The 25,082-nt window shown below is 53.8% G+C and carries 21 protein-coding genes; 13 read left to right on the top strand and 8 right to left on the bottom strand.

Annotated features, from left to right (window positions below; all coding sequences use genetic code 11):
- Positions 1-21 precede the first annotated feature (21 nt).
- From psaB to RHH81_RS01285, 3 genes are all read left to right on the top strand, one after another.
- Positions 22-2,247, top strand: a complete 2,226-nt coding sequence (gene psaB, locus RHH81_RS01295; RefSeq protein ID WP_206200733.1) for a photosystem I core protein PsaB — start codon at positions 22-24, stop codon at positions 2,245-2,247.
- A gap of 256 nt (positions 2,248-2,503) precedes the next feature.
- Entirely contained in the window at positions 2,504-4,171 is a 1,668-nt protein-coding gene (locus RHH81_RS01290) for a mechanosensitive ion channel (protein ID WP_206200732.1), read from the top strand.
- A gap of 93 nt (positions 4,172-4,264) precedes the next feature.
- Complete coding sequence (locus RHH81_RS01285) at positions 4,265-4,918, top strand: transposase (protein WP_310744305.1); 654 nt, start codon at positions 4,265-4,267, stop codon at positions 4,916-4,918.
- A gap of 37 nt (positions 4,919-4,955) precedes the next feature.
- Here RHH81_RS01285 and folE read toward each other — a convergent pair whose 3' ends face one another.
- The 4 genes from folE to RHH81_RS01265 form a co-directional block, all read right to left on the bottom strand.
- Positions 4,956-5,606 carry a GTP cyclohydrolase I FolE gene (folE, locus tag RHH81_RS01280; protein ID WP_315863391.1) on the bottom strand — a complete coding sequence of 217 codons (651 nt, stop codon included), beginning with the start codon at positions 5,604-5,606 and terminating at the stop codon, positions 4,956-4,958.
- Positions 5,607-5,789: 183 nt separating this feature from the next.
- Positions 5,790-7,685, bottom strand: a complete 1,896-nt coding sequence (gene ftsH2 / locus RHH81_RS01275) for an ATP-dependent zinc metalloprotease FtsH2 (protein WP_206200729.1) — start codon at positions 7,683-7,685, stop codon at positions 5,790-5,792.
- 61 nt (positions 7,686-7,746) lie between these two features.
- Positions 7,747-10,134, bottom strand: a complete 2,388-nt coding sequence (recG, locus tag RHH81_RS01270) for an ATP-dependent DNA helicase RecG (RefSeq protein WP_310743263.1) — start codon at positions 10,132-10,134, stop codon at positions 7,747-7,749.
- Positions 10,135-10,149: 15 nt separating this feature from the next.
- The gene (locus RHH81_RS01265) at positions 10,150-10,998 is read right to left on the bottom strand and encodes a hypothetical protein (RefSeq protein ID WP_206200727.1); all 849 of its coding nucleotides are present in this window, start codon (positions 10,996-10,998) and stop codon (positions 10,150-10,152) included.
- Between the two features lie 134 nt (positions 10,999-11,132).
- On the opposite strand from RHH81_RS01265, the gene RHH81_RS01260 reads away from it, so the two are divergent.
- From RHH81_RS01260 to RHH81_RS01220, 9 genes are all read left to right on the top strand, one after another.
- Positions 11,133-11,954 (top strand): undecaprenyl-diphosphate phosphatase, encoded by an 822-nt coding sequence (locus tag RHH81_RS01260; RefSeq protein WP_206200726.1) that lies wholly within the window; start codon positions 11,133-11,135, stop codon positions 11,952-11,954.
- Positions 11,955-12,187: 233 nt separating this feature from the next.
- A complete protein-coding gene (locus RHH81_RS01255) occupies positions 12,188-12,973 on the top strand; it encodes an RNA polymerase sigma factor SigF (RefSeq protein ID WP_206200725.1) in 786 nt (261 codons plus the stop codon).
- A 19-nt stretch (positions 12,974-12,992) separates the two neighbouring features.
- Positions 12,993-14,021 carry a circadian clock protein LdpA gene (gene ldpA, locus RHH81_RS01250; RefSeq protein ID WP_310743262.1) on the top strand — a complete coding sequence of 343 codons (1,029 nt, stop codon included), beginning with the start codon at positions 12,993-12,995 and terminating at the stop codon, positions 14,019-14,021.
- Positions 14,014-15,717, top strand: coding sequence for a R3H domain-containing nucleic acid-binding protein (locus tag RHH81_RS01245; protein ID WP_206200723.1), 1,704 nt, complete (start codon positions 14,014-14,016; stop codon positions 15,715-15,717). Before ldpA ends, RHH81_RS01245 begins: the two co-directional genes overlap by 8 nt.
- A 305-nt stretch (positions 15,718-16,022) precedes the next feature.
- Positions 16,023-16,622 carry a hypothetical protein gene (locus RHH81_RS01240; protein WP_206200722.1) on the top strand — a complete coding sequence of 200 codons (600 nt, stop codon included), beginning with the start codon at positions 16,023-16,025 and terminating at the stop codon, positions 16,620-16,622.
- Positions 16,623-16,727: 105 nt separating this feature from the next.
- The gene (locus RHH81_RS01235) at positions 16,728-17,306 is read left to right on the top strand and encodes a hypothetical protein (protein ID WP_206200721.1); all 579 of its coding nucleotides are present in this window, start codon (positions 16,728-16,730) and stop codon (positions 17,304-17,306) included.
- A gap of 158 nt (positions 17,307-17,464) precedes the next feature.
- Complete coding sequence (gene hemE / locus RHH81_RS01230) at positions 17,465-18,496, top strand: uroporphyrinogen decarboxylase (protein WP_206200720.1); 1,032 nt, start codon at positions 17,465-17,467, stop codon at positions 18,494-18,496.
- Positions 18,496-19,443, top strand: a complete 948-nt coding sequence (locus tag RHH81_RS01225; RefSeq protein WP_206200719.1) for an NAD(P)-dependent oxidoreductase — start codon at positions 18,496-18,498, stop codon at positions 19,441-19,443. The genes hemE and RHH81_RS01225 overlap by 1 nt, the downstream gene beginning before the upstream one ends.
- A 23-nt stretch (positions 19,444-19,466) precedes the next feature.
- The gene (locus RHH81_RS01220; RefSeq protein WP_302677061.1) at positions 19,467-19,934 is read left to right on the top strand and encodes an EVE domain-containing protein; all 468 of its coding nucleotides are present in this window, start codon (positions 19,467-19,469) and stop codon (positions 19,932-19,934) included.
- On the opposite strand, the gene RHH81_RS01215 is transcribed toward RHH81_RS01220, so the two are convergent.
- Genes RHH81_RS01215 through folB form a run of 4 tightly spaced genes read right to left on the bottom strand, consistent with a single transcriptional unit; the run spans position 19,931 to position 23,995 of the window.
- Positions 19,931-20,473: a hypothetical protein gene (locus RHH81_RS01215; protein WP_310743261.1), complete on the bottom strand. Its 543-nt coding sequence runs from the start codon at positions 20,471-20,473 to the stop codon at positions 19,931-19,933. The two genes, RHH81_RS01220 and RHH81_RS01215, sit on opposite strands and share 4 nt — an antisense overlap.
- A 49-nt stretch (positions 20,474-20,522) precedes the next feature.
- A complete protein-coding gene (gene gcvT / locus RHH81_RS01210; protein ID WP_304941101.1) occupies positions 20,523-21,599 on the bottom strand; it encodes a glycine cleavage system aminomethyltransferase GcvT in 1,077 nt (358 codons plus the stop codon).
- On the bottom strand, positions 21,592-23,628 hold the full coding sequence (locus RHH81_RS01205; RefSeq protein WP_310743260.1) for a thioredoxin domain-containing protein: 2,037 nt from the start codon (positions 23,626-23,628) through the stop codon (positions 21,592-21,594). The genes gcvT and RHH81_RS01205 overlap by 8 nt, the downstream gene beginning before the upstream one ends.
- The gene (folB, locus tag RHH81_RS01200; RefSeq protein ID WP_255521478.1) at positions 23,612-23,995 is read right to left on the bottom strand and encodes a dihydroneopterin aldolase; all 384 of its coding nucleotides are present in this window, start codon (positions 23,993-23,995) and stop codon (positions 23,612-23,614) included. The genes RHH81_RS01205 and folB overlap by 17 nt, the downstream gene beginning before the upstream one ends.
- A 12-nt stretch (positions 23,996-24,007) precedes the next feature.
- Between folB and cax the strand changes: the two genes are divergently transcribed.
- A complete protein-coding gene (gene cax, locus RHH81_RS01195) occupies positions 24,008-25,078 on the top strand; it encodes a calcium/proton exchanger (RefSeq protein ID WP_302678637.1) in 1,071 nt (356 codons plus the stop codon).
- Positions 25,079-25,082 lie beyond the last annotated feature (4 nt).

Here is a 25,082-nt window from a genome sequence, read left to right as displayed (position 1 = left end):
GCGAGGAGGAGATAACCAACTATGGCAACTAAATTTCCGAAGTTTAGCCAAGACCTCGCACAGGATCCGACCACACGCCGGATTTGGTACGCCATCGCCATGGCTCACGACTTCGAAAGCCACGATGGCATGACCGAGGAAAATCTTTACCAGAAGATTTTTGCCTCCCACTTTGGGCATCTGGCCATCATCTTCCTGTGGGTGTCTGGTAGCCTATTCCACGTTGCGTGGCAGGGGAACTTTGAACAATGGATTCAAGACCCTGTCAACACCCGTCCCATCGCCCATGCGATCTGGGATCCTCAATTTGGCAAAGCCGCAGTGGATGCCTTTACCCAAGCGGGGGCTGCTAACCCTGTGGACATTGCCTACTCCGGTGTCTATCACTGGTGGTACACCATCGGTATGCGCACCAACGGTGACCTCTACCAAGGTGCCATCTTCCTGCTGATTCTGGCTTCGCTGGCTCTCTTTGCCGGCTGGCTGCACCTACAACCCAAATTCCGTCCTAGCCTCTCTTGGTTCAAAAATGCCGAATCGCGGTTGAACCACCACTTGGCCGGTCTGTTTGGCGTTAGCTCCTTGGCTTGGGCGGGTCACCTGATTCACGTGGCCATTCCGGAGTCCCGTGGTCAGCACGTGGGCTGGGATAATTTCCTGAGCACCATGCCCCACCCCGCTGGTTTGGCGCCCTTCTTTACGGGCAACTGGGGTGTCTATGCCCAAAACCCTGACACGGCTAGCCACATCTTTGGCACGGCACAGGGTGCTGGAACGGCGATTCTCACCTTCTTGGGTGGCTTCCATCCCCAAACGGAGTCCCTGTGGCTCACGGATATGGCGCACCACCACCTTGCCATTGCGGTGCTCTTTATTGTGGCGGGTCACATGTACCGCACCCAGTTTGGGATTGGCCACAGCATTAAAGAGATGATGGATGCCAAGGACTTCTTTGGCACGAAGGTGGAAGGTCCCTTCAACATGCCTCACCAAGGCATTTATGAAACCTATAACAACTCGCTACACTTCCAGTTGGGTTGGCACTTGGCCTGCTTGGGCGTGATCACCTCCTTGGTGGCACAGCACATGTACTCGCTGCCACCCTATGCCTTCATTGCCCAAGACCACACCACGATGGCTGCCCTCTATACCCATCACCAGTACATTGCTGGCTTCTTGATGGTGGGTGCCTTTGCCCATGGGGCTATCTTCTTGGTGCGGGACTATGATCCAGCCCAAAACAAAGGCAATGTGTTGGATCGGGTACTACAACACAAAGAGGCGATCATTTCCCACCTAAGCTGGGTGTCCCTCTTCTTGGGCTTCCACACCTTGGGTCTCTATGTCCACAACGATGTCGTGGTCGCCTTTGGTACCCCCGAAAAGCAAATCCTCATTGAGCCGGTGTTTGCTCAGTTCATTCAAGCGGCCCATGGCAAACTGCTCTATGGCTTTGATACGCTGCTGTCGAACCCCGATAGCATTGCTAGCACCGCTTGGCCGAACTACGGCAATGTCTGGCTACCCGGCTGGCTCGATGCCATCAACAGTGGCACCAACTCTCTGTTCTTGACGATTGGCCCTGGGGACTTCTTGGTGCACCACGCCATTGCCTTGGGTCTGCACACCACCACCTTGATTTTGGTCAAAGGTGCGTTGGATGCCCGTGGCTCCAAACTGATGCCAGATAAGAAAGACTTCGGCTATGCCTTCCCCTGCGATGGCCCCGGCCGTGGCGGTACCTGCGATATTTCTGCATGGGATGCCTTCTATCTGGCCATGTTCTGGATGCTGAACACCATTGGCTGGGTTACCTTCTACTGGCACTGGAAACACCTTGGTGTCTGGGAAGGCAATGTGGCTCAGTTCAACGAAAACTCCACCTACCTCATGGGTTGGCTGCGGGATTACCTCTGGTTGAACTCCTCCCAGCTCATCAATGGCTACAACCCCTTCGGCACCAATAACCTGTCGGTGTGGGCATGGATGTTCCTGTTTGGTCACCTTGTGTGGGCAACAGGCTTCATGTTCCTGATTAGCTGGCGTGGTTACTGGCAAGAGCTGATTGAAACCTTGGTGTGGGCGCATGAGCGCACTCCCTTGGCCAACTTGGTGCGTTGGAAAGACAAGCCGGTGGCGCTGTCGATTGTGCAAGCCCGCTTGGTGGGTCTGGCACACTTCAGCGTTGGCTACATCTTGACCTATGCGGCCTTCCTGATTGCCTCAACCGCAGCCAAGTTCGGTTGATCTACTTAAGTTAAGTTAAATTTTGTCAGCTCCCCTGCCTCTAGGTGGGGGATTTTTGTGTTTGATAACAAGTTGTAGCTGCTTGTTTTAGAGCGAGCCAACTGATTCCTTGCTAGTGACCACAGTTAGGATTTTTTAACATATCTCAATATCTCAGTACCTAAAAACGTTTTTCAATGACATCACGCTACTTTTTAGATATCCTAGGACTGAATTTTGCATTGATAAGGGTGTGTCTGAATTGAGGACGGTTGTAATGCGTGATACATTTAACCTAGCTATTTTAAGGTTTTCATCTAAGAACCCTATTGAAGGCTTGTTGGCTCAAGTTAATACTGAAGAAACTTCCCAAATTGTCGGTGAAAATTCAGTGAATCCAGCTTTTGATCTCAACAATTTGGGGAGCCTTTTAGCGCAAGTCATTATTGCAGTTGCTTTGCTGCTCATTGGCTGGATTGTTGCCACTATTCTGGCAAAGATAACACGCTCGGTTTTGAAACGAATGCGGGTTGATGAACGATTGACCCAATTCTTTGGTGGAAATGAGTCGCTCCAAAGCATATCAGTGACTGCGATTCTGGCAGCAGTAGTTTTCTGGGTCATTCTTTTGCTGGCGGTGGTGGCCTTTTTAGATGCCCTGCGCTTGACGACAGTGTCACAGCCCCTCAATGCGTTTCTCAATCAAGTTTTTAGTTTCCTGCCAAAGCTGGGGGCAGCGATCCTGCTGGCGGATGTAGCTTGGGTAGTAGCAACTATATCGAAAATGGTGGTCACTCAGTCTGCCCGTTCTTTGAATTTGGATCGTCAACTCCCCCTTGAATCTGAGGGGAATGGTTCCTCAGAGGGGCCGGCCACCATGTCTGTGGCTGAGATGTTGGGAAATACCCTCTATTGGTTTGTTTTTCTTTTCTTCCTGCCCCTAATTTTGGGGGTGCTTGATCTGCAAGGCTCATTGCAGCCTGTACAAAATCTCTTGAATGATATTCTAGGCGCACTGCCTTTTGTCTTTAAGGCGGTGATTATCGCGGTTGTCGGTTGGTTTATTGCCCGCATTGTCCGCAGTTTAGTCATTAACTTAATGACGGCCATGGGAATTCAGCGCATTGGTCAGCGCCTCGGTCTAGGGCAAACCAGTTTAGGGGAATCCCTAGCAACGGTCATCGGTACGATTGTCTATGTCTTAATCTTGATTCCGACGGCGATCGCTAGCCTTGATGCGCTACAAATCGTGGCCATTACGGAACCGGCAACGGCAATGCTAAACCAAGTGCTGACGGCATTGCCGAAAATTTTTACTGCAGCCATTATTCTGCTGCTGGCCTATGTAATTGGCCGCTTTGTGGCGGAGACGGTTACCAATTTCCTGCAAACCATCGGCTTTGATCAAGTGTTGGTCTGGCTAGGTCTAGAGCGTCCGATGGTGGATTCTCAGGAGTCTCAGCCTGCGGAGGCACCCGAGCAGCGCTGGCGACAGCCCTCAGAAGTGATGGGCATCGTTGCCTTTGTTGGCGTTTTGTTATTTGGAGCGATCGCTGCCGTTGATGTACTGGATATTCCTGCTCTCAGTGCTTTTGTCACTGCCCTAGTAGTGGTGATTGGTCGGGTGTTGGTCGGAACGCTGATCTTAGCGGTAGGGTTGTACTTTGCCAATTTAGTATTTCGGCTTGTTGCTAGTTCTGGCACCTCCCAAGGGCGTTTTCTCGCTCAGGCGGCACGGCTAGCAACGATGACGTTTGTGGGGGCAATGGCTCTGCAGCAGATGGGCATTGCAACGAGCATTGTCAATTTAGCCTTTGGCTTGCTCTTTGGTTCTATTGCGGTGGCGATCGCCCTTGCCTTTGGCTTGGGATGCCGGCAAATTGCAGCGGCTCAAGTTGAGGAATGGCTGAATTTACTCAAAGGCAGAAATTCTGAAAATAATTGAGGCAGGTAGCAAGAGCTGGCCTAGGAATTTAGTAAAGGAACTGACGCAAGGTGAAGCTGAATGAGAAGAAGGGGCGTTGCCGCGACAGCTTCGATGTTGCCAACAACCAGTTCTGTGTTTCGGGCAAAACCATTCGCCTACCCAAGCGGCGAGGTTGCCATGGCTGAGGCACTGCGCTTTAGCGGCAAGATTCTCGGTGCAACGGTCTTCCCTACAGCACATCGCTGGTATGTGGCCATCCAAGTGGAAGTACCCGATGCGCAGTTTTATCGCTGGCGCACAGCGGATGAAATAACCGGTGTCGACCTTGGTGTTACAGCAGCGGTAACACTTTCTAAGGGTGAGACCGTCGAATCCCCGCAGCCTCTCAAAAGGGCGCTGCGTCGTCTCAGAATTCGGAGCAGGCGCTTGAGCCGCAAAATGGCGTCGGCCAAAATCGCAGCTGGATGTGCACCGAAAGATAGACTGCCAAAAGGGAAAAAGCTTCCCATTTCCAACAACCGCAGGAAGTCCTCTGAAGCATTGGCACGGCTGCATGCTCGCATCGCCAATGTCCGAGCCGATTTCTGCCACAAGCTCACGCCCCGGCTCTGCCGCGAAAACCCAGCGGTGGGGATCAAGGGGATGCTGGCGAATGAGCGGCTTGCCCGCGCCATCAGCAACGTGGGTTTTGGTCTGTGCCGCTGGCAAATGGCATACAAGGGCAAGCGCTACGGCACTCAGCTGATCGTTATCGACCGCTGGTAGCAGAACGGTGTCCTCTCCCCCTCGTCTGGTAATCAGACTAGCGGAAGGAGGGTTGGTGGCGGATCAGATCTAGGAACTCTTGGCGGGTGCGGGCATCTTCAGCAAACACCCCTTGCATTGAACTGGTGACCGTCCAAGAGCCCGGTTTTTGTACGCCTCGCATCACCATACACATATGGGTGGCCTCAACAACCACAGCCACCCCTTGCGGTTTCAGGAGTCCTTGCAAAGCATTTGCAATTTGTTGGGTCAGGCGCTCCTGCACCTGTAGCTGCCGCGCATACATCTCGCAAATGCGGGCAATTTTTGACAGGCCAATGACCCTGCCATTGGGAATGTAGGCGACATGGGCTCGCCCAATGATTGGCAGAATATGGTGCTCACAACAACTAAAGAGATCGATGTCGCGCACCAAGACCATCTCATTGGTGTCTTCGTAAAAAACGGCACCATTCAGCAACTCATCCAAGGATTGGCGGTAGCCACTGGTTAAAAACTTCAAGGCTTGAACAACCCGTTTGGGGGTATCCCGCAGGCCTTCGCGATTAGGATTTTCCCCTAGCCCAATGAGGAGTGTGCGAACCGCCTGCTCCATCTCAGCATCTGACACCTGGGTCGAGACGCAGGTGGGTATACTTTCAAGGCTGCTTTGCACGGTTAACAACTGGTTATGGGATTGCTGGGACATAGGGTACCTAAAAATAATAACGATTATCATTCTATTTACTGGTGGAAATGGTGTCAAGGAAACTGATATGAAAGTCGGTTTAGTTGAGCATAGAATTTACAGAGGAAAAGCAGTCAAAATAAAATCCCCCTCATCCGCATTGGGAGAGGGGTTAGGGCGATTGAATCTACTAATTTAGCTTATCTAAAGCTGCGGTACAAAGCGCTCTTTATCGGGAACAACGGTGTATTCAGCAACAATTTGCCGGAACTCTTCACCATCAATGGTTTCTTTCTCTACTAGGAGATCGACGAGGCGGTCAATGACCACGCGATTGTCCCGGATAATCTTGATGGCCAGTTCGTAGCTGTGCTGCACCAACTCCCGCACTTGGGCATCAATGCGAGCCGCAATTTCTTCGGAGTATTCTGTTCGAGACACCAAGTCCCGCCCCAAGAACACTTCACCGTTTTGGGTTTCCAAGGAGAGAGGTCCTAGATCTGACATACCAAAGCGGGTCACCATTTGCCGTGCCATCGCTGTCACTTGCTGCAGGTCATTGCCAGCACCAGTCGTGACTTCAGCATCGCCAAAGACGACGTATTCAGCAGCCCGACCGCCCAAGGCACCAGCCATCCGCGCCATCAGTTGCGATCGCGAGATCAATCCGGAATCCTCTGAAGGCATGAACCAAGTCAGGCCACGGGCTTGACCACGAGGCACTAATGTCACTTTTTGCACAGGATCGTGATCCTTCAAGAGGGTACCGACAATGGCATGACCCACTTCGTGGTAGGCGATGAGGCGCTTGCTCTTGCCGTCAATCAGCGGTGTGCCCTCCATACCAGCAACAACCCGGTCCACGGCATCGTCAATTTCCAGCATGGTGATGGCGGGTTTCCGCCGCCGGGCCGTGAGAATCGCCGCTTCATTGAGGAGGTTGGCCAAATCGGCACCCGTAAAGCCGGGGGTACGGCGAGCGATCGCCTCAAGGGAAACTTCGGGCGCCAATTTCTTGTTGCGGGCATGCACCTTGAGAATCGCCAAGCGACCCTTAATATCCGGCGCATCCACCACCACCTGTCGGTCAAAACGACCCGGACGCAGGAGAGCCGCATCCAAGACATCCGGGCGGTTGGTTGCCGCAATCACGATGATGCCGGTATTCCCCTCAAAGCCATCCATTTCGGTCAGCAGTTGGTTGAGGGTTTGCTCCCGCTCATCGTTACCGCCGCCAATGCCAGCCCCGCGTTGGCGACCCACAGCATCAATTTCATCAATAAAGATGAGACAGGGAGCATTTTCCTTGGCCTTGCGGAACAAGTCCCGGACGCGGGAGGCACCAACACCAACAAACATCTCGACAAATTCTGAACCCGAGATGGAGAAGAAGGGTACCCCTGCCTCACCCGCGATCGCCTTGGCGAGCATCGTTTTCCCCGTGCCGGGGGGACCTACTAGGAGAACCCCTTTGGGAATGCGAGCACCCACCGCTGTAAATTTCTCGGGCTTCTTCAGGAAGGTGACCACCTCTTGTAGTTCTTCCTTGGCTTCATCGACACCAGCAACATCGTCAAACATGACACCCGTTTTGGCCTCCATTTGGAAGCGGGCGCGAGACTTACCGAAGTTCATCGCCTGACCTGGTCCTCCGGGCACGTTGCTGGAGCGGCGGAAGAGGAAAAAGAGTCCCCCCAAGAGCAAGACGGGGAAGAGTAAATTACCCAAGAGTCCCCACAGGGCACCATCATTGCGAGCGGGATGGACATCAATTTCTATGTGCTGCTCCCGCAGTTTACTAATGACTTCTGGAGCCGTCCCCGGCATATCTACCCGTACCCGCAGGGGGCGACCGTTAATCAATTCTGGATCAGAGACATCCACAATGGCGGTGCGACCATTATCGAAAATGTCCACTTTACTAATGCGACCCGCATCTAAATAGTTGAGGAATCGCCCATAGCTCATGCGCGTACTGGCGGTATTCAGAGGAGGCTGACTTTGATTGAGCATAAAGTTGCTCGCCCCCTGCCAGAGGAGAACCCCCATGAGCAGTAGGGGGATTGACCAAAGGAGAACAGTTTTCCAAGAGACTTTCATTGGCGGCGCTTTTTATCAGGTTCTTAACTAAATTTAACATATCCCTCCCAAAGGGGGAGTATTAGTTCATCATGCCCTCCAGCAGGCGATCGCGCCGTTGCTGGAGAACTGCTTGCAGCAGAGGATAGCCCCGTAACTCAGGATCCTGGGCGATCAGTTCACTGGCCGCCGATCGCGCCGCCTCTAGGCAATCTTGATCCTCAACAAGGCTAGCGAGGGCAAAGTCCGGTAATCCCGATTGCCGCGTCCCCAAAACCTCCCCCGGACCGCGCAGCCGCAGATCCATCTCTGCAATAAAGAAGCCATCCTGAGACTGCGCCAGCACATTCAGCCGTTGCTTGGCAGCATCATTGCGAGAACTATTGAGCAGCAGACAATAGGACTGTTGGGCACCCCGCCCCACCCGCCCCCGCAGTTGATGGAGTTGGGATAGGCCAAAGCGTTCAGCATGTTCAATGAGCATCACCGTGGCATTGGGGACATCCACCCCCACCTCGACCACCGTGGTAGCCACCAGAATATCCAATTCCCCCTTGGCAAAGGCTTGAATCGTGGCATCCTTGTCACTCGATGCCATGCGACCGTGGAGCAGCCCGACGCGAAAATTGGGAAAAATCTCCGTTTGTAATCGCTCGTGCTCGGCAATGGCGGATTTCAGATCTAGTTTTTCCGATTCCTCAACCAAAGGCAGGACAATATACGCTTGCCGCCCTTGGGCCACTTCACGGCGGATTAAATCATAGGCGCAGGAGCGATCGCCCCGTCCCAAGACGGTTGTTTGAATCGGCTGCCGACCGGGGGGCAATTCATCAATTTGACTCACATCCAAATCCCCATGGAGGGTCAAGGCAAGCGTACGGGGAATCGGTGTTGCCGTCATTGTCAACACGTGGGGCAGGAGTCCCTTGGCTTGCAGCTTTGCCCGCTGCGCCACCCCAAAGCGGTGCTGTTCATCAATCACCACCAGACCCAACTGCTGAAACGTCACCCCCTCTTGGATCAGAGCATGGGTGCCCACCAGCACCGGCAATTCCCCCGTTGCCAGTTGATCCAGAATCTGGCGGCGCTTGGCTGTACGTATCGATCCTGTGAGCAGTTCCACCGGCACATGGAGGGGGGTGAGCCATTCCAAGAGCTTGCGATAGTGCTGCTCTGCCAGAACCTCTGTGGGTGCCATTAGTGCCCCTTGATAGCCGGACTGCACAGCCGCCAATAGCGCAATCACAGCGACAACGGTTTTGCCGGATCCCACATCCCCTTGGACAAGGCGATTCATGGGAATCGGGCGCTCTAAATCCGCCAAAATTTCCGCCACCACCCGCTGCTGCGCCCCTGTGAGTTGAAAGGGCAGCCCCTGGTAAAACTGCTCAATCAGTTCCCCTTGGGGGTTGAGGGGGGCACTGGCCTGCTGTTGCTGCTGGCGCCGCCGTTGGAGCAATCCCAGTTGCAGGTAGAAAAATTCATCAAAAATCAGCCGCCGCCGTGCCAGACTCAGTTGCGTTTGATCTGGCGGAAAGTGAATGTGCCGCAGCGCCGTATCTAGGGGAATCAATTGGTGACGTTGGCGTAGCCCCTGCGGTAGGGGATCAGGATAGCCCTGCACCAAGGGCAGAACGCGATCGACCGCACGGCGAATGACATCGGGAGATACTCCCTCCGTTAAGGGATAGACTGGCACAATACGGCCAATCGTGAGGGAGTCTATTTCTGCCCCAGCATGATCCAGCACTTCCAACTGCGGATCTTCAAGGGTAAGGCCATACTTCGTCAGTTTCACGAGGCCAGAGGCAGCCACAATGGTCTGTGGGGCATAGAGGCGTTTTTGCTGCTCTTGCCACCCCCGTTGGGCATAGCGGGCACCCGCATAGAAGCGACTCAGGCGAATTTGCCCGGTGCGATCTTGAAGAACAATTTCTAAGATCGTCAGCTTGGCATTGCGGGGACTGGTAAAACAGTTGCAACGGCGGACTTTACCCACAAGGGTGACGGTCTCCCCAGCTTGGAGTTGCCGAATCGGCACTTGGCGGGCATAGTCAATGTGATCGCGGGGGAAGTAGTAAATGAGATCCGCAACCGTATAAAGCCCAAGTTTTTCCAGTTTCGCCGCAGTGCGCTCACCAATCCCATTCACTGTTTTGAGCGCTTGATCGAGGGGACGGGGGCGCGGGGGCGGACTCGTGAGTTGTTTGTGGACATCGTGGAGCAGTTGGCGCGTTTTCACCACGAGGTGTTGTCGTTGGCTGGGGGAGAGATCGTTGTAGTGGGCATAGGCTGCCGCCGTTTCCTGCCAGCGATCGCGCACCTGAAGGGGGAGTTGTTGCAGAGGGGCTTGCGTTAACGCTGCGTGTAAATACTCATTAAACCGATAGGTATTGCCCTGAAGGTTGCAAAAACCCCGCTCCGTTTCAATGGCAAGGGCGCGTTGTAGGCGTGGCCAGTCAAGGGACACAGCAGGCCTCCTTCCCTATTGCTCACCATCCATTGCTTCGGGGACACTGGCGGTCGCGTCTGCGGCTTCATTGGCTTTCCACGTTTGCCACCATGCCCGACTGGCCTTGAGAACCAGATATTGCCGCTGTTTTTTATGCAGTTGCTTCTGGAGGGTGGCCAGACGTGCTTCCAGTTGGCGAATTTGACTGCGCTGATTGCCGAGGGGAGGATGCTGAAACTCCAGTTCCTCAAGTTGCAGGTAAATGGCTGCCATGGGGTGATGACTGGAAGATTCCCTTGGGGACTCACTGGTGTCTCGCTCCTCTTCGCCCTCCTCTTGTAGTTTCTGCTCATCTAGCATCATCGTCAACAAATGGGGAATCCGCCCAAGGGGACGGTTTTCCGCCTTACTGGCAATCTCTAAAATGACCGCGATTGGGGCAGGCGGTAAGATAGCCGCCCGTTGCAGTAGATGGTTTATCTTGAGCGAACTTTGATAAAGAACTTGGCTCAATTGCTCCGATAGGGAGGGGGGTTCCTGTTCCTTGGTTGCGTTTTCTTCCCCATTCGTCGCCTCTTGCTTTGCAGTTGAGTCTTCTTGGCGACGGGGCTGTAGGCCTAAAATCGTGGTTTCCAAGGCGATCGCCAGTTCAACAATCTGACGCTGAAGATCCTGTCGCTCTGGGTCTTCAAGGGTCAAAAATTTCTCTGGAAAGACTTGAGTGCACACCTGATAACTGACGGTGATCAACTGCTGGCGGGCAATGGGGGCGAGCATTTCTAGATAAACATCATAAAGCTGACGCATTTCCGCCAAGGCGGCCAATAGCATCCCCTGTAACCCTAAAATTTCCCGCTCAACGGCTTCTAAGTTACCCGACATACACGCCTAACTGGCAAAACAGTGCTGCTGCGTTTAAGAAGACTGTTTCTACAATCTATTACAACATCTTGGCGAGGATAGCCTGTTCACCGACTCATGGCAAGATAGTGGGGTTGCAAAGGTGAGACAGAAACGTGGATATTATTCTCTGGCTGCAAGCAGTCATCCTCGGCTTCGTGCAAGGTATTACAGAGTTCTTGCCCATTAGCAGTACCGCTCACTTGATTCTCTTTAGTGACCTCTTGGGGTGGAAAAGTGTCTGGCATAAAACTGCCCTAGATGCGATGCAGTTTGGTAGCGTGATCGCGGTTTTTGGCTATTTCTGGCAGGATATTCGCCAAATTGTCCAAGGGGCTTGGCAGGCATGGCAACAGCGGGATTGGCAGCGGGAAGAATGGAAACTGTTGGTTGGGATCACGGTGGGCACGATTCCCGCACTAGCGGCAGGACTTCTTCTGAAATGGGCCAAAGTTGAGTTGGATCGGCCTCAGATCATTGCCACGATGGCGATCGCCATGGCAATTCTTTTGGGATTCGCAGAAAAATGGGGTTCCCGCAAACGCACCTATCAAGACATTGGCATTTTAGATGGCTTTCTAGTGGGTTGTGGCCAGATGATTGCCCTGCTGCCGGGGGCTTCGCGTTCAGGCTCCACGCTAACGACAGCTTTATTTTTAGGGCTGGAGCGGCAAACAGCGGCGCGCTTTTCTTTTCTGTTGGGCATTCCCACACTGACGATCGCCACCCTTGTCCAAGCCAAAGATGTTTTTGATGAGGGGACGCTGTTTATTCCTCTTGTGATTGCCACACTCTCGAGCATGGTTTTTTCCTATTTGGCGATCGCTTGGCTGCTGCGATTCCTGCAACGCCATTCCACTTGGGTCTTTATCTGGTATCGCATTGGCTTGGGAACTGCATTGTGGGGCGCGATCGCCCTCGGTAGTCTGCGAACCTAAGGAACAACATTTAGCAAAATTTAACCTAACCTGTGGTCGAGATCACAGGGAAACTACGGATGCCTTGCCATACTAGATGTGGAATCGTAAGAATAGGCGATTTCATAGTCGCAGTTGATATCTAGTTCAGGTATCTATTTAAGTTGTTGTTCAATAACCCAAGAAGACCGTAGGATGTGCTCATTGATCTGCTCATTTTGAAGCTGTGGGGGATTTAAGGTACGGTGTGTTCTATGTTCAGCACGACAGCCAATACTGACCTCAAGCATTCCACCCTCTCGCTGTTGCAGGCATACCAAGACAACCCTGCACGCGAATTGCGGAATCGCCTTGTCGAGTTGAACATGGGACTGGTACGCAAGGAAGCCCATCGCTGGGTACAGTGCACCCAAGAAAGCTTTGACGACCTGATGCAAGTGGGCACCCTTGGCCTCATTCACGCCATTGAACGCTTTGATCCCAGTAAGGGCGTGGCCTTTAGTTCCTTTGCCATTCCCTACATTCGCGGTGAAATTCAACATTATTTGCGCGACAAAAGTCCACAAATTCGCGTCCCCCGCCGTTGGCAAGCCCTCCAAAGCCAAGGAAAGCGGGTGATTCAAGAACTCCGCCAACAACTGCATCGCCCCCCCACCGATAACGAAATTGCCCAAGCGCTCGATGTTCCCCTTGAAGAATGGCAAGCGGCAAAATTTGCCAACTACCACACCACCCCGGTCAGCCTAGATGCCCCCACCTTTGAGGGTGAGGAAGATGCCGTTTCCCTCGGTGACATCGTGCCCGATCAACGGTACCAAAGTTTTCAACTCGCCCAAGAAGATCGCATTCGTTTGCAGCAGTGTCTGCAAAAACTAGAAGCCCGCACCTGTCAGATTCTGGAATTTGTCTTTTTGCACGATTTGAGTCAAAAAGAAACTGCTGAACTCTTGGGTCTAAGTGCGGTCACAGTTTCTCGCCAGATTAAAAAAGGCCTGCAAGCCCTACAACGGATGATGAGTCACGACGACGCTGAATCCTGAAAACGCATAAAATATATTTATGGTTAATTTTGCTGCCCCCCTAGCGGCTTTAGCGGCACATCGTTGGTTCAAACTCATTAACGGTGCCAGTTTCCAAGATGTTGCCCAAATTTATAACTTGACGTTGGCCTATGCACTGGCAGGGGCTGATTGTATTGATGTGGCCGCCGACCCTGCCGTGATTTACGCGGCTAATGACGCTTTGACGGTTGCGGCAAGCCTTGGGGCCACTCGCCCCCTGCTGATGGTGAGTATTAATGATGGGGCTGACCCGCATTTTCGTAAGGCCACGTTTGATCCGAGTCGCTGTCCGCCCGCCTGCGATCGCCCCTGTGAACGCATTTGTCCTGCTGCCGCCATTCGCTTTGATGAACAGGTGCAGGGGGTGGTGCGCGATCGCTGTTATGGTTGTGGCCGCTGTTTACCCCTGTGCCCCTTGGGTTTGATTCGCACCGATGAGCAACCCGCAGTCTTTGAGCAGCTCACGCCCCTGATTCAGGCGGGCACGATCCAAGCCCTCGAAATTCATACTCAACCCCAACGCTACAGCGCCTTTCACGAGCTTTGGCAGCGAGTGCGGCCTTGGGTGCGCTATTTACAGGTGCTAGCCATCAGTTGTCCCCAAGGCGAGGGAGTAATTGACTATTTGCGCTGGATCAATGGGCAGATTCAACCGTTGCAGTGTGCCCTCATTTGGCAGGCGGATGGTCGTCCCATGAGTGGCGATATTGGCGATGGTGCAACACGAGCCACCATTCAATTGGGTCAAGCCATTTTAGGGGCAAATTTACCCGGATTTGTGCAGTTGGCGGGCGGCACAAATGGCCATACGGTTGCTAAACTCAGGGCAATGGGATTGCTAGATCCACAGGGAATTGCTGGTGTTGCCTATGGTAGTTATGCTCGCAAACGCCTTGCCCCTTTCCACGCGATCGCCGACCAACCCTGGCAAACTGTTCCTGCCGTCCTTGCAGCGGCTGTTGCTGAAGCAGCTACCCTTGTGTCTCCTTTGAAATCTGTCCCGTCACCCTCTGTACCCTATGGTTGAATTGACTGCTGGACAACGCCAAGTCACTGACGATCTCGATCAATTATTGGCGATCCTACCGCCGCCCCTTGGACAGTCCCTCACCGATCATCCACAGCGGGAAGAACTCTTAGAAATCGTTCTCGATTTGGGGCGATTGCCGGAAGCACGGTTTATCCACAGCACCCAATACCTTGCCGAGACGCCCGTCAGCCGTGAGATGTTGCAATATGCCGTGGATCGGGTGGGTGAGTTTAGTGGTGACAATCGCGCTGGCATTGAGCGTACGCTGCACCGCATTAGTGCCCTGCGCAATCGCCAAGGAACGATTATTGGCTTGACCTGCCGGGTGGGGCGAGCCGTCTTTGGCACGATTGGTATGATTCGCGACTTGGTGGAAAGTGGCCAGTCTATTTTGCTTTTAGGTCGCCCCGGTGTTGGTAAAACAACGGCACTACGGGAAATTGCCCGCGTCTTGGCCGATGAGTTGCACAAACGGGTAGTGATTATTGACACCTCTAATGAAATTGCGGGCGACGGTGATATTCCCCATCCAGCGATTGGCAAGGCACGACGAATGCAGGTGGCTCGCCCGGAACTTCAGCATCAGGTGATGATTGAGGCGGTGGAAAACCACATGCCCCAAGTGATTGTCATTGATGAGATTGGCACCGAACTAGAGGCACTAGCAGCACGCACCATTGCGGAGCGAGGCGTACAACTGATTGGTACTGCCCACGGCAACCAAATTGAGAACCTGATGAAAAACCCGACCCTCGCGGATTTGGTGGGGGGCATTCAATCGGTCACCCTTGGGGATGAAGAAGCGCGGCGGCGGGGCACCCAAAAGAGTGTTCTTGAACGCAAAGCTCCACCCACTTTTCAAATAGCCGTGGAAATGCTGGAGCGCGATCGCTGGGTTGTGCATCTCGATGTGGCCGCCAGTGTGGATCTCCTACTGCGGGGTCGCCAACCCTCACCTGAAATTCGCAGTGTTGCTGCCGATGGCTCAGTGGTGATTAGTCGTCCTGAGCCTCCTTCCCAGCGATCGGAGGTCAAATCTGTGCCTCAGCGTCCCTCTTGGCGTGAGAGTGGCCAGATGCTACCCGTCGTCGATGCCAACAAAGAACCTCTGCGAGCCAACTTTGCCCAACTGCTCGAAGCCACATTGGATGCCCCCACGGTTGGGCCGAATGGCGAAGAACTCCCCCTCCACGTCTTTCCCTATGCCGTCAGCCGCCATCATTTAGAGCAAGCCATTCGCACTCTCAACCTACCCATTATTGTCACTAAGGATATTGATCAAGCGGATGTGATTTTGACGCTCCGCTCCCATCTCAAGGGGGAAAGCAAGCTGCGGCACCTTGCCCATATTCACCATCTCCCCGTCCATGCCATTAAGACAAATAGTATGGCGCAAATTGTGCGGGGGTTACGGCATTTGCTTGGCATTGAAGACCCCAGTCCAGCCGAGTCAGCAGATCTTTCCCTCTTTAGTCCAACGGGCAGTGATGACGAATTGGAAGCCCTTGAGGAGGCGCGCTTAGCTGTGGAAGAAATTGTTATTCCCAAGGGGCAAGCAGTGGAGCTACTCCCGCGATCGGCCAACATTCGGCGAATGCAACACGAGTTGATTGAGCACTACCAGTTGACCTCCTGTAGCTTTGGTGAAGAGCCGAATCGGCGGCTGCGGATTTACCCGAATCTATCACGCTAATCAGGGATTGACCAGTGCCTGCAAAAAGGCACCTCTGCGCCCAATGGGCAAAACATCCTGCACAGCGCCAAGGGCGATGGCCTGCTTGGGGATGCCAAAAATGACACGGGTGGCCTCATCTTGGGCGCAGTAAGTATAGTTTGGGCATGAATGCAGGTTCCTGTTTGTCAGCGGCTGAGGTTTAGAAATTGTGCGAGTAGTGGATCATTCATGGGTTCTATTCCCTAGGCTATGATCGTATAGAAAATACCTGAGCTTGGCGGCAATCCTCAATCAAGTCAATAATCAAGTCAATAATCAATTCAATGACACAAGCATACACCCCTGAAGATGTTTGGCGGTTATTGGGGGAGTTACTGGAAGCCCAAAAGGAAACAGAACGTCGATTTCAGGAGACTGAGCGGCGTTTTCAAGAAACTGACCGACGTTTCCAAGAGACTGAGCGTTTACTACGGGAAGAAGCACGGCAGCTCAACCAACAGATTGGTAAATTGGGCAACCGCCTTGGGGAATTTGTGGAATGGCAAGTACGTCCAGCCGTGCTGCGCTTATTTCAGAGTCGGGGCATTGCTGTCTCCCAACTCTACAGCGATGTGATCCTCCAAGATGGGAATGAGAGCCTAGAGATTGATTTGTTGGTCGTTAACACCGATGAAGCCGTTCTCGTTGAGGTGAAAACCAAGCTCAGCCAAAGTGATGTCGATGAACACCTAGAGCGGATTGCCAAATTTCGCCGTTTGGCTCATCAGTATCGGGGTACAAAACTCTTGGGAGCCGTGGCGGGGATGATTGTGCCGCCTGAAGTGGCTCGCTATGCCTATCGGCAGGGTCTATTTGTGTTGGCACAGTCGGGAGATGGCGTGGCAATTCTCAACGACCCGCAGTTTCAGCCCCGCGCGTGGTAAAGCACAGTGGCAGTGCCCTTGCGCAGTTTATGATGGAAATTCTCTGAGCGCCTCCTAGGCTATGATGAGAGGGTTAGCTGTAGCCTAGAAAACCCGACCCAGATCATGACACAAGCCCATACCCCTGAGGATGTTTGGCGGTTATTGGGGGAACTACTGGAAGCTCAAAAGGAAACAGAACGCCGATTTCAAGAAACTGAGCGGCGTTTTCAAGAGACTGAACGGTTACTGCGAGAAGAAGCTCGCCAACTTAACCAACAAATTGGCAAACTGGGCAACCGTCTTGGAGAATTTGTGGAATGGCAGGTACGTCCAGCCGTGCTGCGCTTATTTCAGAGTCGGGGGATTGCTGTCTCCCAACTCTACAGCGATGTGATCCTCCAAGATGGGAATGAGAGCCTAGAGATTGATTTGTTGGTCGTTAACACCGATGAAGCCGTTCTCGTTGAGGTGAAAACCAAGCTCAGCCAAAGTGATGTGGATGAACACCTAGAGCGGATTGCCAAATTTCGCCGTTTGGCTCATCAGTATCGGGGTACAAAACTCTTGGGAGCCGTGGCGGGGATGATTGTGCCGCCTGAGGTGGCTCGCTATGCCTATCGGCAGGGTCTATTTGTGTTGGCACAGTCGGGAGATGGCGTGGCAATTCTCAACGACCCGCAGTTTCAGCCCCGCGCGTGGTAAAGCAAGGGAATTCTCCTCTGAGGTGTGGGAGCGATCGCCCCCTAGGGTATGATTGTAGGGTTAAACTCTGTGAATCGCAGGCAACACCTGACTTCAATAGGGCTTGCTGAGCGAGTCTTCCAGAGCCATTGAAAACGATTGGAATTACACATTTTAGGATGACCACCCCTTTACTCCTACGTGCTGCCCGTGGTGAAAGCGTTGAGCGTCCCCCCATTTGGTTGATGCGGCAAGCTGGACGCTACATGAAGGTCTACCGTGACCTGCGCGATCGCTATCCCTCGTTTCGTGAGCGATCGGAAATCCCTGAACTGGCTATTGAAATTTCACTCCAACCCTTTCGTGCCTTTGCCCCAGACGGTGTGATTCTCTTTTCGGATATTCTCACGCCCTTGCCGGGGATTGGTATTCCCTTTGACATTGTCGAGAGTAAAGGGCCGATCATTGATCCACCCATCCGTACCCTTGAGCAGGTGCAACAACTCCATCCCTTGGAACCGGAAGTGGCCTGTCCTTTTATTCGTCCAATTCTCTCGACCCTACGCCAAGAGGTGGGCGATCGCGCCACGGTGCTGGGGTTTGCCGGTGCCCCTTGGACACTTGCCGCCTATGCCATTGAGGGCAAAAGCTCCAAGGACTACATTGAAATCAAAACCATGGCCTACCGTGAGCCAGAGTTGCTCCACAAGTTCTTAAACCATTTGGCCACTGCCATTGCCGACTACCTGTGCTATCAAATTGACTGTGGTGCCCAAGTGGTGCAACTGTTTGATTCGTGGGCGGGTCAACTCAGCCGTCAGGACTACGATACCTTTGCCTTCCCCTACCAAAAGCAGGTGGTTCAGCAGGTCAAAGCCGTCTATCCCGATGTGCCAATCATCCTCTATATCAATGGCAGTGCCGCAGTGGTCGATCGCATGGCAGCAACTGGGGCAGATATTGTCAGCCTTGACTGGACTGTGGACATCGGCACGATTCGCCAGCAGTTTCCTGCCAGTGTCGGTCTGCAGGGGAATTTAGACCCCGTCACGCTCTTTGCCCCCCAGCCAGTGCTCAAGGAACGAGCGCTAGCCATTATCGAAGCGGGTCGCAAGGGCAAATATATCTTTAACCTTGGCCATGGCGTTCTCCAAGGAACCCCTGAGGAGAATGTGGGTTTTCTCTTTGATCTGGTGAAGTCCCTCGGCTAATGCGCATCTTAATGACGGGTGCCAGTGGTTGCATTGGCCAGTACATCGCTGAGGCGCTGATCCAAGAGACGGATCATGAACTCTTTTTGCTGGTGCGGCATCCAGCACGGTTGCAGATTGATCCTCACCAAAGAGCCGGGGTGAACGTGATTCAGGCGGATCTCATGGATTTGACCCCCTTGGAACCGCTACTGCCCACCCTCGATCTTGCAATCCTAACGGCAACCGCTTGGGGAGGGAACAATGTCTTTGCCATCAACTACGAGCAAACCTGCCATCTCCTCAAGCAACTGGATCCGCAACGCTGCCAGCGGGTCTTTTATTTTTCAACGGCAAGTATCCTCAATCATCAAATGGAACCGCTGCCGGAAGCAGGCACCTTGGGAACGGATTATATTCGCTCTAAGTATGAGTGTCTCCATGCCATTGAGCAGTTGCCGGTGGGCGATCGCGTGATTGAACTGTTTCCCACGATGGTCTTTGGTGGTGGCGCCGATGGCAAGCGACCCTCGTTTATCACCGAAGGCATGCGCGAAGTGCTCAAGTGGCTGTGGTTGGCTCGCTTTTTCCGTGCTGATGCCAGTTTTCACTTTGTCCATGCCCGCGATATTGCCCAAGTGGTTCTCTACCTGTTGCAGCATCCTGAGTATCCCGTACCGCGTCGGGTGGCTCTGGGTAACCCGCCAATTACTGTCAATGAGATGTTGGCGCAGTTGTGCGCTGCGGCAAAGCTGCCCATCTATTTGCAAGTCCCCTTGACGCTGCCAGTGATCAACTTCTTTGTGCGGGTATTTCGAGTGCAAATGTCGCCGTGGGATTATTTTTGCTTGAACTATCGTAACTTCACCTATGACACCGTGCTTAATCCTCAAACCTTGGGGCTAACTCCCTACTGTGCAACCGTTGAGGATTTGCTACGCTGTAGCTTGGGCACGGCAGACCTCTAAACTTAACCATTGCGGAATCTTTGATGGCAGGGATTTGGTTACTGAAGTCGGAGCCAAGCGTTTTTTCTTGGCAGGATTTGCAGGCAGCCCCACAACAAACCACCTGTTGGGAAGGGGTACGCAACTACCAAGCTCGCAATTTTATCCGCGATCACATGCAGGTGGGCGATCGCGTGCTCTTTTACCACAGTAATGCCAACCCACCAGCCATCATGGGCATTGCCGAAGTCGTCAAGGCCGCCTATCCCGACCACTTTGCTTGGGATCCGGACAGTCGCTACTTTGACCCCAAAAGTACGCCTGACAATCCCCGCTGGTTCATGGTGGATATTCAGTATCGCCGCGATTTTTCACCGCCAATTACACTTCCAGAACTGCGGCAAACGCCCGGCCTAGAGGGGATGCTGCTGTTGCAAAAGGGCTGCCGTCTCTCGGTACAACCGGTCACCGAACAGGAGTGGCAGATTATTCTCGGTTTGCGATCGCCCTAGGGTTGGCGAGGCAGACGGCGCAAATAGGGTAAATTTTTCAGGTGGCGATCGCTAGAGTATTGAAAGCCAAAATCCGCATATTCGGCGGTATTCACCAGTCGCCGAAAGGCCGATAAGCCAATCCGCCGCTTGCCATCGAGGGTACTCACCTTGGAGTTGGGGTTATCTGGGTTGCCGCCCAAGAGTTGAAAGGCCTCTTCAGGAGTCAGCCACTCCTTACTGGGATCACCGGTGGGAATTTTTTCCTCGAGGTGTTTGAGCTTGGTGACGAGGCTTTCCCAGAGATTGCGGCGGGGCTTTTGCTGCTGCGAACGAGCGGTCAGCGATCGCCACAAGCGTTGCAGTTGTCCTCCTAGATACTGGAAAAAACGCTTGATCAGCCGCCTGATTTGACTGAGAAGGAGAGACAATCCCGTGGGGGGCGGTGGCGGCGATCGCTCAATAACCACTGTACTCCAACCGCAGGCACTACACACTTGGCGGCCAGAGGACAAGGGCTTTCCTAAACGAGCACCACAGCGAGGGCAAGTTTCCAGCATTCGTTGCACTTTACGACTGATGAATCAAATTTTAGCGGAATTGCAGCGGCTACCGAGGACGGCGATAGAAGGGGCGAGGAACCACCACGGCTGGGACTTGGCGATCGCGCACTTGTACCGCCAGTTCCCGACCGATGTGGGCAAACTCTGGAAAGACATAGCCAAGGGCGATCGCCTTCCCCAAGGTGGGAGATAGGGTGCCACTGGTAACCTCCCCCACAGCCTGTGCCCCCGCATAGATAGGATAGCCGTGGCGAGCAATGCCTTTGCCCACCAGTTCTAACCCCACCAATTGCCGCTCAATCCCCTGCTGCTTTTGGGCTAAGAGGGCCGCACGACCCACAAAATCGGGCTTTTGCCAATCAATCAGCCAATCGAGACCCGCCTCTAGGGGGGTGGTTTGCTCATCCATGTCTTGGCCGTAAAGGAGCATGGCCGCCTCCAAGCGCAGGGTATCCCGCGCCCCCAAGCCACAGGGAGTCACACCCGCCGCCAGCAGGGTTTGCCACAACTGTTGCCCCAATTCTGGTGCCACAAGAATTTCCCAACCGTCTTCGCCCGTGTAGCCCGTACGCGCAATCCAAGCGGGCTGTTCCAGCAGGTTCACTTGAGCATGGCGATAGGCCTTGAGGTCATCTAGGGGGCGATCGCACAGGGGAGCTAAGGTCGCTGTCGCGGCAGGACCTTGAAGGGCAATCAGTACCTGTGTCGCTGACTCATCAATGAACTCAATACTGGCGGGTAAATAGGTCTGCAACCATGCCCAGTCCTTGGCAGTGGTGGCTGCATTGACAATACAACGCACTTGACCCTCGCCTATGTAGAGAATGACATCATCGACAATGCCCCCGGCCTCATTCAGGAGAACGGTGTATTTCGCTTGGCCGGGCTGGAGACGACTGAGATTGGTGGGTACCCGTTCTTGGAGTGCCGCGATCGCCTCAGAGCCGCGCAGCAGAAACTTGCCCATGTGGGAAATATCAAACATCCCCACCCGCTGCCGCACCGCTTGGTGTTCCTGCAAAATGCTGCTGTACTGCAAGGGCATCTCCCACTCGCCAAAGGGGGTAAACCGTGCCCCTTGATGCAGGGAATAGAGGGGCGTACGACGCAACGCTTCAGCCATAGAGATTATCCAGTTGTTGTTGTAGTTGGGTGGGGGTCAGTGCCGGTTCGCGGCAGCGCAAGCCTTCACAGACAAGGGCGACTGGCTCGAGGTCATCGCGAACTTTGAGGACAGCCGTTGGCAAGTAGCGCTCCCAGAGGGTTGTAACCTGATCAGGCCGCGCTTGCACACAGACAGGACGCAGATACCACTGCAACGCCGCCAAAAGGCTCGGACAACTCTGGGGAGACTCCTTCATCAATGGGCTAAAGAAACGCAATCCCTTTTCTGCCTGTTCGAGGTAGGCGGGATTCTCTGTGAGCAAAAAGAGTTGCACCAAGTTGGCGATCGCCACCCCATTCGCAGAAGGTGTAGCATTATCGAGACCTTCCCGCTGGCGCACAATCAAATCGGCGCGCTCCGGTGCATTGTAGTAGCCCCCCTCCGTTGCCGCCAATTCCTGATCAAAGAGGGTTTGATACTGCGTGGCCAATTCCAACCACGGCTGAGCCGCCTCCCCCACCGCTAAACTGGCTTGATGCAGGGCAAGCAGGGCTTGGATCCAGTAGGCATAATCCTCGGCCTGCGCCACTTCGGCCACGGTGCCGCCATAGTTGAGGCGGTAGAGTTTGCCTTCTTGATATTGATGCTCGTGGAGCCATTGTGCCGCTTTAGCCGCTCGCTGCCAGTAGGTGCGCTCTCTCCAGACTTGGGCTGCCGTTGCTAAGCCAGTGATCATCAGGCTATTCCAAGCCAAAATCATTTTTGTATCAGTGACCGGCGGAATCCGTCCCGGCCAAGCCTGTCCCTTTGCGGTTGCATTATCCGTGGCCACGGGAAAGGGTTGATCCATGGGCGTATCGGCACCATAGCGGCGAGCAAAGAGTTTACGCAGAATCGGTGCTAGCACCTCAGGATTCGCCGGCGGGCGCACTTGCTTGAGCACAATCTTGCCCTCGAAGTTGCCACTGGGAGAGATGTCAAAGTGGGCTTGCAGTTGTGCCAATTCCGTTGGGGTTAGGGTCTGCTCTAGCTCTGCATATTGCCAGCAATAAAAGGCGCCCTCCTCGGGTTCAGGATCATTGGCACTGATAAAGCTATCGGCATCCTGTGCTGCATAGAAGTACCCCTCAGGGGTCGTCATTTCGCGATCAAGCCATTGAATTGTTTGGGCAATTGCAGCGGGAATCTGGGGGGCGCGATCGCCCTGCTGCCACAGCCGCGCTAGATAGGTCACAATTTGGCCATTGTCGTAGAGCATTTTTTCAAAGTGGGGCACTGTCCATTGGGGATCCACGGTGTAGCGATGCCAACCACCGCCCACATGGTCATAGATCCCCCCCCGCAAGAGGTTGTGTCCCCGCAACTGACACAGCTGCAACAGTTCTGGGGGATCGGGACTGAACGCCAGCCCCTGTAGGAGCATTTGGGCATAGGGCATCATGGGGAAGCAGGTGCCTTGGGGGCGATCGCGCAAAATCGGCGTCACTTGGCGAATCCCTGCCCTTAGGAGTTCTTCAGTCAAGGGGACGGCTTCTCCCATCTCAGGGGGGGGAGCGAGATATTGCCAGAGCGTGGCCTGTTGGGCAGCGAGCTTGTCCTTTTCTTGGTCATAGAAGCGGCGCACCGCCTGCAACACCTGTAAAAAGCCCGGACGGCCATAGCGCGGCTGCACAGGAAAGTAGGTACCACCATAAAAGGGACGGCGATCCTGCGGCGTCAGGAATACATTGAGCGGCCAGCCTCCTTGACCCGTCATCAGTTGCAGTGCCTGCATGTAAATACTGTCCAGATCGGGTCGCTCCTCGCGATCCACCTTAATCGGCAGGAAATGGGCATTGAGATAGGCGGCAATCTCCAGATCCGAAAAGGCTTCCCCCTCCATGACAGTGCACCAGTGGCAACTGGAGTAACCAATCGAGAGAAAAATCACCCGATCCTCTGCCGCTGCTTTGGCAAGGGCTTCATCACACCACGGCCACCAGTCAATGGGGTTTTCGGCATGCTTGCGCAAATAGAGACTTTGGCACTGGCTAAGGCGATTCGGCATGGCAGCGCACCATTTCAACACTAATTTGACCCGTAAAATTGGGCACGGGGGGGGCAAGTTTGGTTACACGCACAGCAGCTCGCTGCACTTGGGGGGGCGCTAGGCACAGTTTCATAATTGCTGCTGCTAGGGTCTCAATTAAGTGAAAGCGTTGCTGCTGCATTAACTGCTCGATGGCTTGCAAGAGGGGGCGATAGTCAAGGGTGTCCTCAAGGCGATCGCTGGCCGCCGCTTGTGCCATATCCAACCAGAGCTTAATATCAATCTCAAACCACTGGCCGAGAATTTGTTCCTCTGGTAGGGCGCCCGTATAGCCGTAGTAGCGAATTCCCGAGAGGTGGAGACAGTCAGTTGATGATTCGCTCAAGGGGATCGATCCATGACAACACAGGAAAAAATTCTGCTGGGCCTACTGATTTTTGTGCCCCTTGCCCTCCTTAACTTTATCGTCAAAATGCCGCCAATGGTGAGCTTTATCCTCAGTGGTCTCGCCATTGTGCCCCTTGCGGCTGGGATTGCCAATTCCACAGAGGCGATCGCCGAAGTCATTGGCCCTGCCCTTGGCGGACTCTTGAATGCCACCTTTGGCAATGTCACTGAGATGATTATCGCCATTGTCGCCCTGCGTCAGGGTCTGGCAGAGGTGGTAAAAGCCAGTCTCAGCGGTGCCATTATTGCCAATTTGCTTTTGGGATTGGGTCTGGCCATTGTTGTTGGGGGCATCCGATTTCCAGAGCAACAGTTCTCAGCACCTGTGGCACGCATTAATGCCTCTGCCCTCACCCTATCGGTGATTGTGCTGATGACCCCGACCGCGATTCAGGCGGCGGCACCCAGTGTGCCGCTTCACTTGATTGATCACTTCTCCTATGCGTCGGCGATTTTGCTGCTGATTTTTTACGGTCTGATGTTGCTCTTTTCCATGAAAACCCATCGTCACCTCTACCTGATGGATGAGACGATCGCTGGTCAGGAACCCTCTCCCACTGTCAATCTCAAGGTGCCCCTTGCCATTCTGCTGGTGGGTACGATTTTGCTAGTCTTTGTTTCCGACATCCTCGTGGATAGTTTGCAGGACAGCATTAGTGAAATCGGGTTGACCCAATTGTTTACAGGCGTGTTTCTCATTCCCATTTTCAGCAGTGTGGTTGAGTTCATCACCTGTATCAAGTTTGCCCTCAATAATCGTATGGAAGGGGCAGTGGCGGTGGCGATTGGGTCTAGCCTGCAGATTATCCTTTTTGTGGCGCCGGTGCTTGTGCTGGTGGGCTGGCTCTTGGGACAACGGGAGATGAACCTGAGCTTTAACCTCTTTGAGCTACTGGCAGTTGTGGCTGCTGTCGCGATCACTAACTCCATCAGTAGTGATGGGCGCAGCAATTGGCTAGAGGGCGTCCTGCTGATAATGACTTACCTCGTGCTGGCGATCGCCTTCTTTATTCACCCATAAACAA

The sequence above is a fragment of the Thermosynechococcus sp. PKX95 genome (genome assembly GCF_031583295.1).
GTDB lineage: Bacteria > Cyanobacteriota > Cyanobacteriia > Thermosynechococcales > Thermosynechococcaceae > Thermosynechococcus.
This window is presented reverse-complemented; position numbering and strand designations above follow the sequence as displayed.

Coding starts and splice junctions, on each gene's coding strand:
- psaB (WP_206200733.1), top strand. CDS start 22: ATGGCAACTAAATTTCCGAAGTTTAGCCAAGACCTCGCACAGGATCCG.
- RHH81_RS01290 (WP_206200732.1), top strand. CDS start 2,504: ATGCGTGATACATTTAACCTAGCTATTTTAAGGTTTTCATCTAAGAAC.
- RHH81_RS01285 (WP_310744305.1), top strand. CDS start 4,265: ATGTTGCCAACAACCAGTTCTGTGTTTCGGGCAAAACCATTCGCCTAC.
- folE (WP_315863391.1), bottom strand. CDS start 5,606: ATGTCCCAGCAATCCCATAACCAGTTGTTAACCGTGCAAAGCAGCCTT.
- ftsH2 (WP_206200729.1), bottom strand. CDS start 7,685: ATGAAAGTCTCTTGGAAAACTGTTCTCCTTTGGTCAATCCCCCTACTG.
- RHH81_RS01265 (WP_206200727.1), bottom strand. CDS start 10,998: ATGTCGGGTAACTTAGAAGCCGTTGAGCGGGAAATTTTAGGGTTACAG.
- RHH81_RS01255 (WP_206200725.1), top strand. CDS start 12,188: ATGTTCAGCACGACAGCCAATACTGACCTCAAGCATTCCACCCTCTCG.
- ldpA (WP_310743262.1), top strand. CDS start 12,993: ATGGTTAATTTTGCTGCCCCCCTAGCGGCTTTAGCGGCACATCGTTGG.
- RHH81_RS01245 (WP_206200723.1), top strand. CDS start 14,014: ATGGTTGAATTGACTGCTGGACAACGCCAAGTCACTGACGATCTCGAT.
- RHH81_RS01240 (WP_206200722.1), top strand. CDS start 16,023: ATGACACAAGCATACACCCCTGAAGATGTTTGGCGGTTATTGGGGGAG.
- RHH81_RS01235 (WP_206200721.1), top strand. CDS start 16,728: ATGACACAAGCCCATACCCCTGAGGATGTTTGGCGGTTATTGGGGGAA.
- hemE (WP_206200720.1), top strand. CDS start 17,465: ATGACCACCCCTTTACTCCTACGTGCTGCCCGTGGTGAAAGCGTTGAG.
- RHH81_RS01225 (WP_206200719.1), top strand. CDS start 18,496: ATGCGCATCTTAATGACGGGTGCCAGTGGTTGCATTGGCCAGTACATC.
- RHH81_RS01220 (WP_302677061.1), top strand. CDS start 19,467: ATGGCAGGGATTTGGTTACTGAAGTCGGAGCCAAGCGTTTTTTCTTGG.
- RHH81_RS01215 (WP_310743261.1), bottom strand. CDS start 20,473: ATGCTGGAAACTTGCCCTCGCTGTGGTGCTCGTTTAGGAAAGCCCTTG.
- gcvT (WP_304941101.1), bottom strand. CDS start 21,599: ATGGCTGAAGCGTTGCGTCGTACGCCCCTCTATTCCCTGCATCAAGGG.
- RHH81_RS01205 (WP_310743260.1), bottom strand. CDS start 23,628: ATGCCGAATCGCCTTAGCCAGTGCCAAAGTCTCTATTTGCGCAAGCAT.
- cax (WP_302678637.1), top strand. CDS start 24,008: ATGACAACACAGGAAAAAATTCTGCTGGGCCTACTGATTTTTGTGCCC.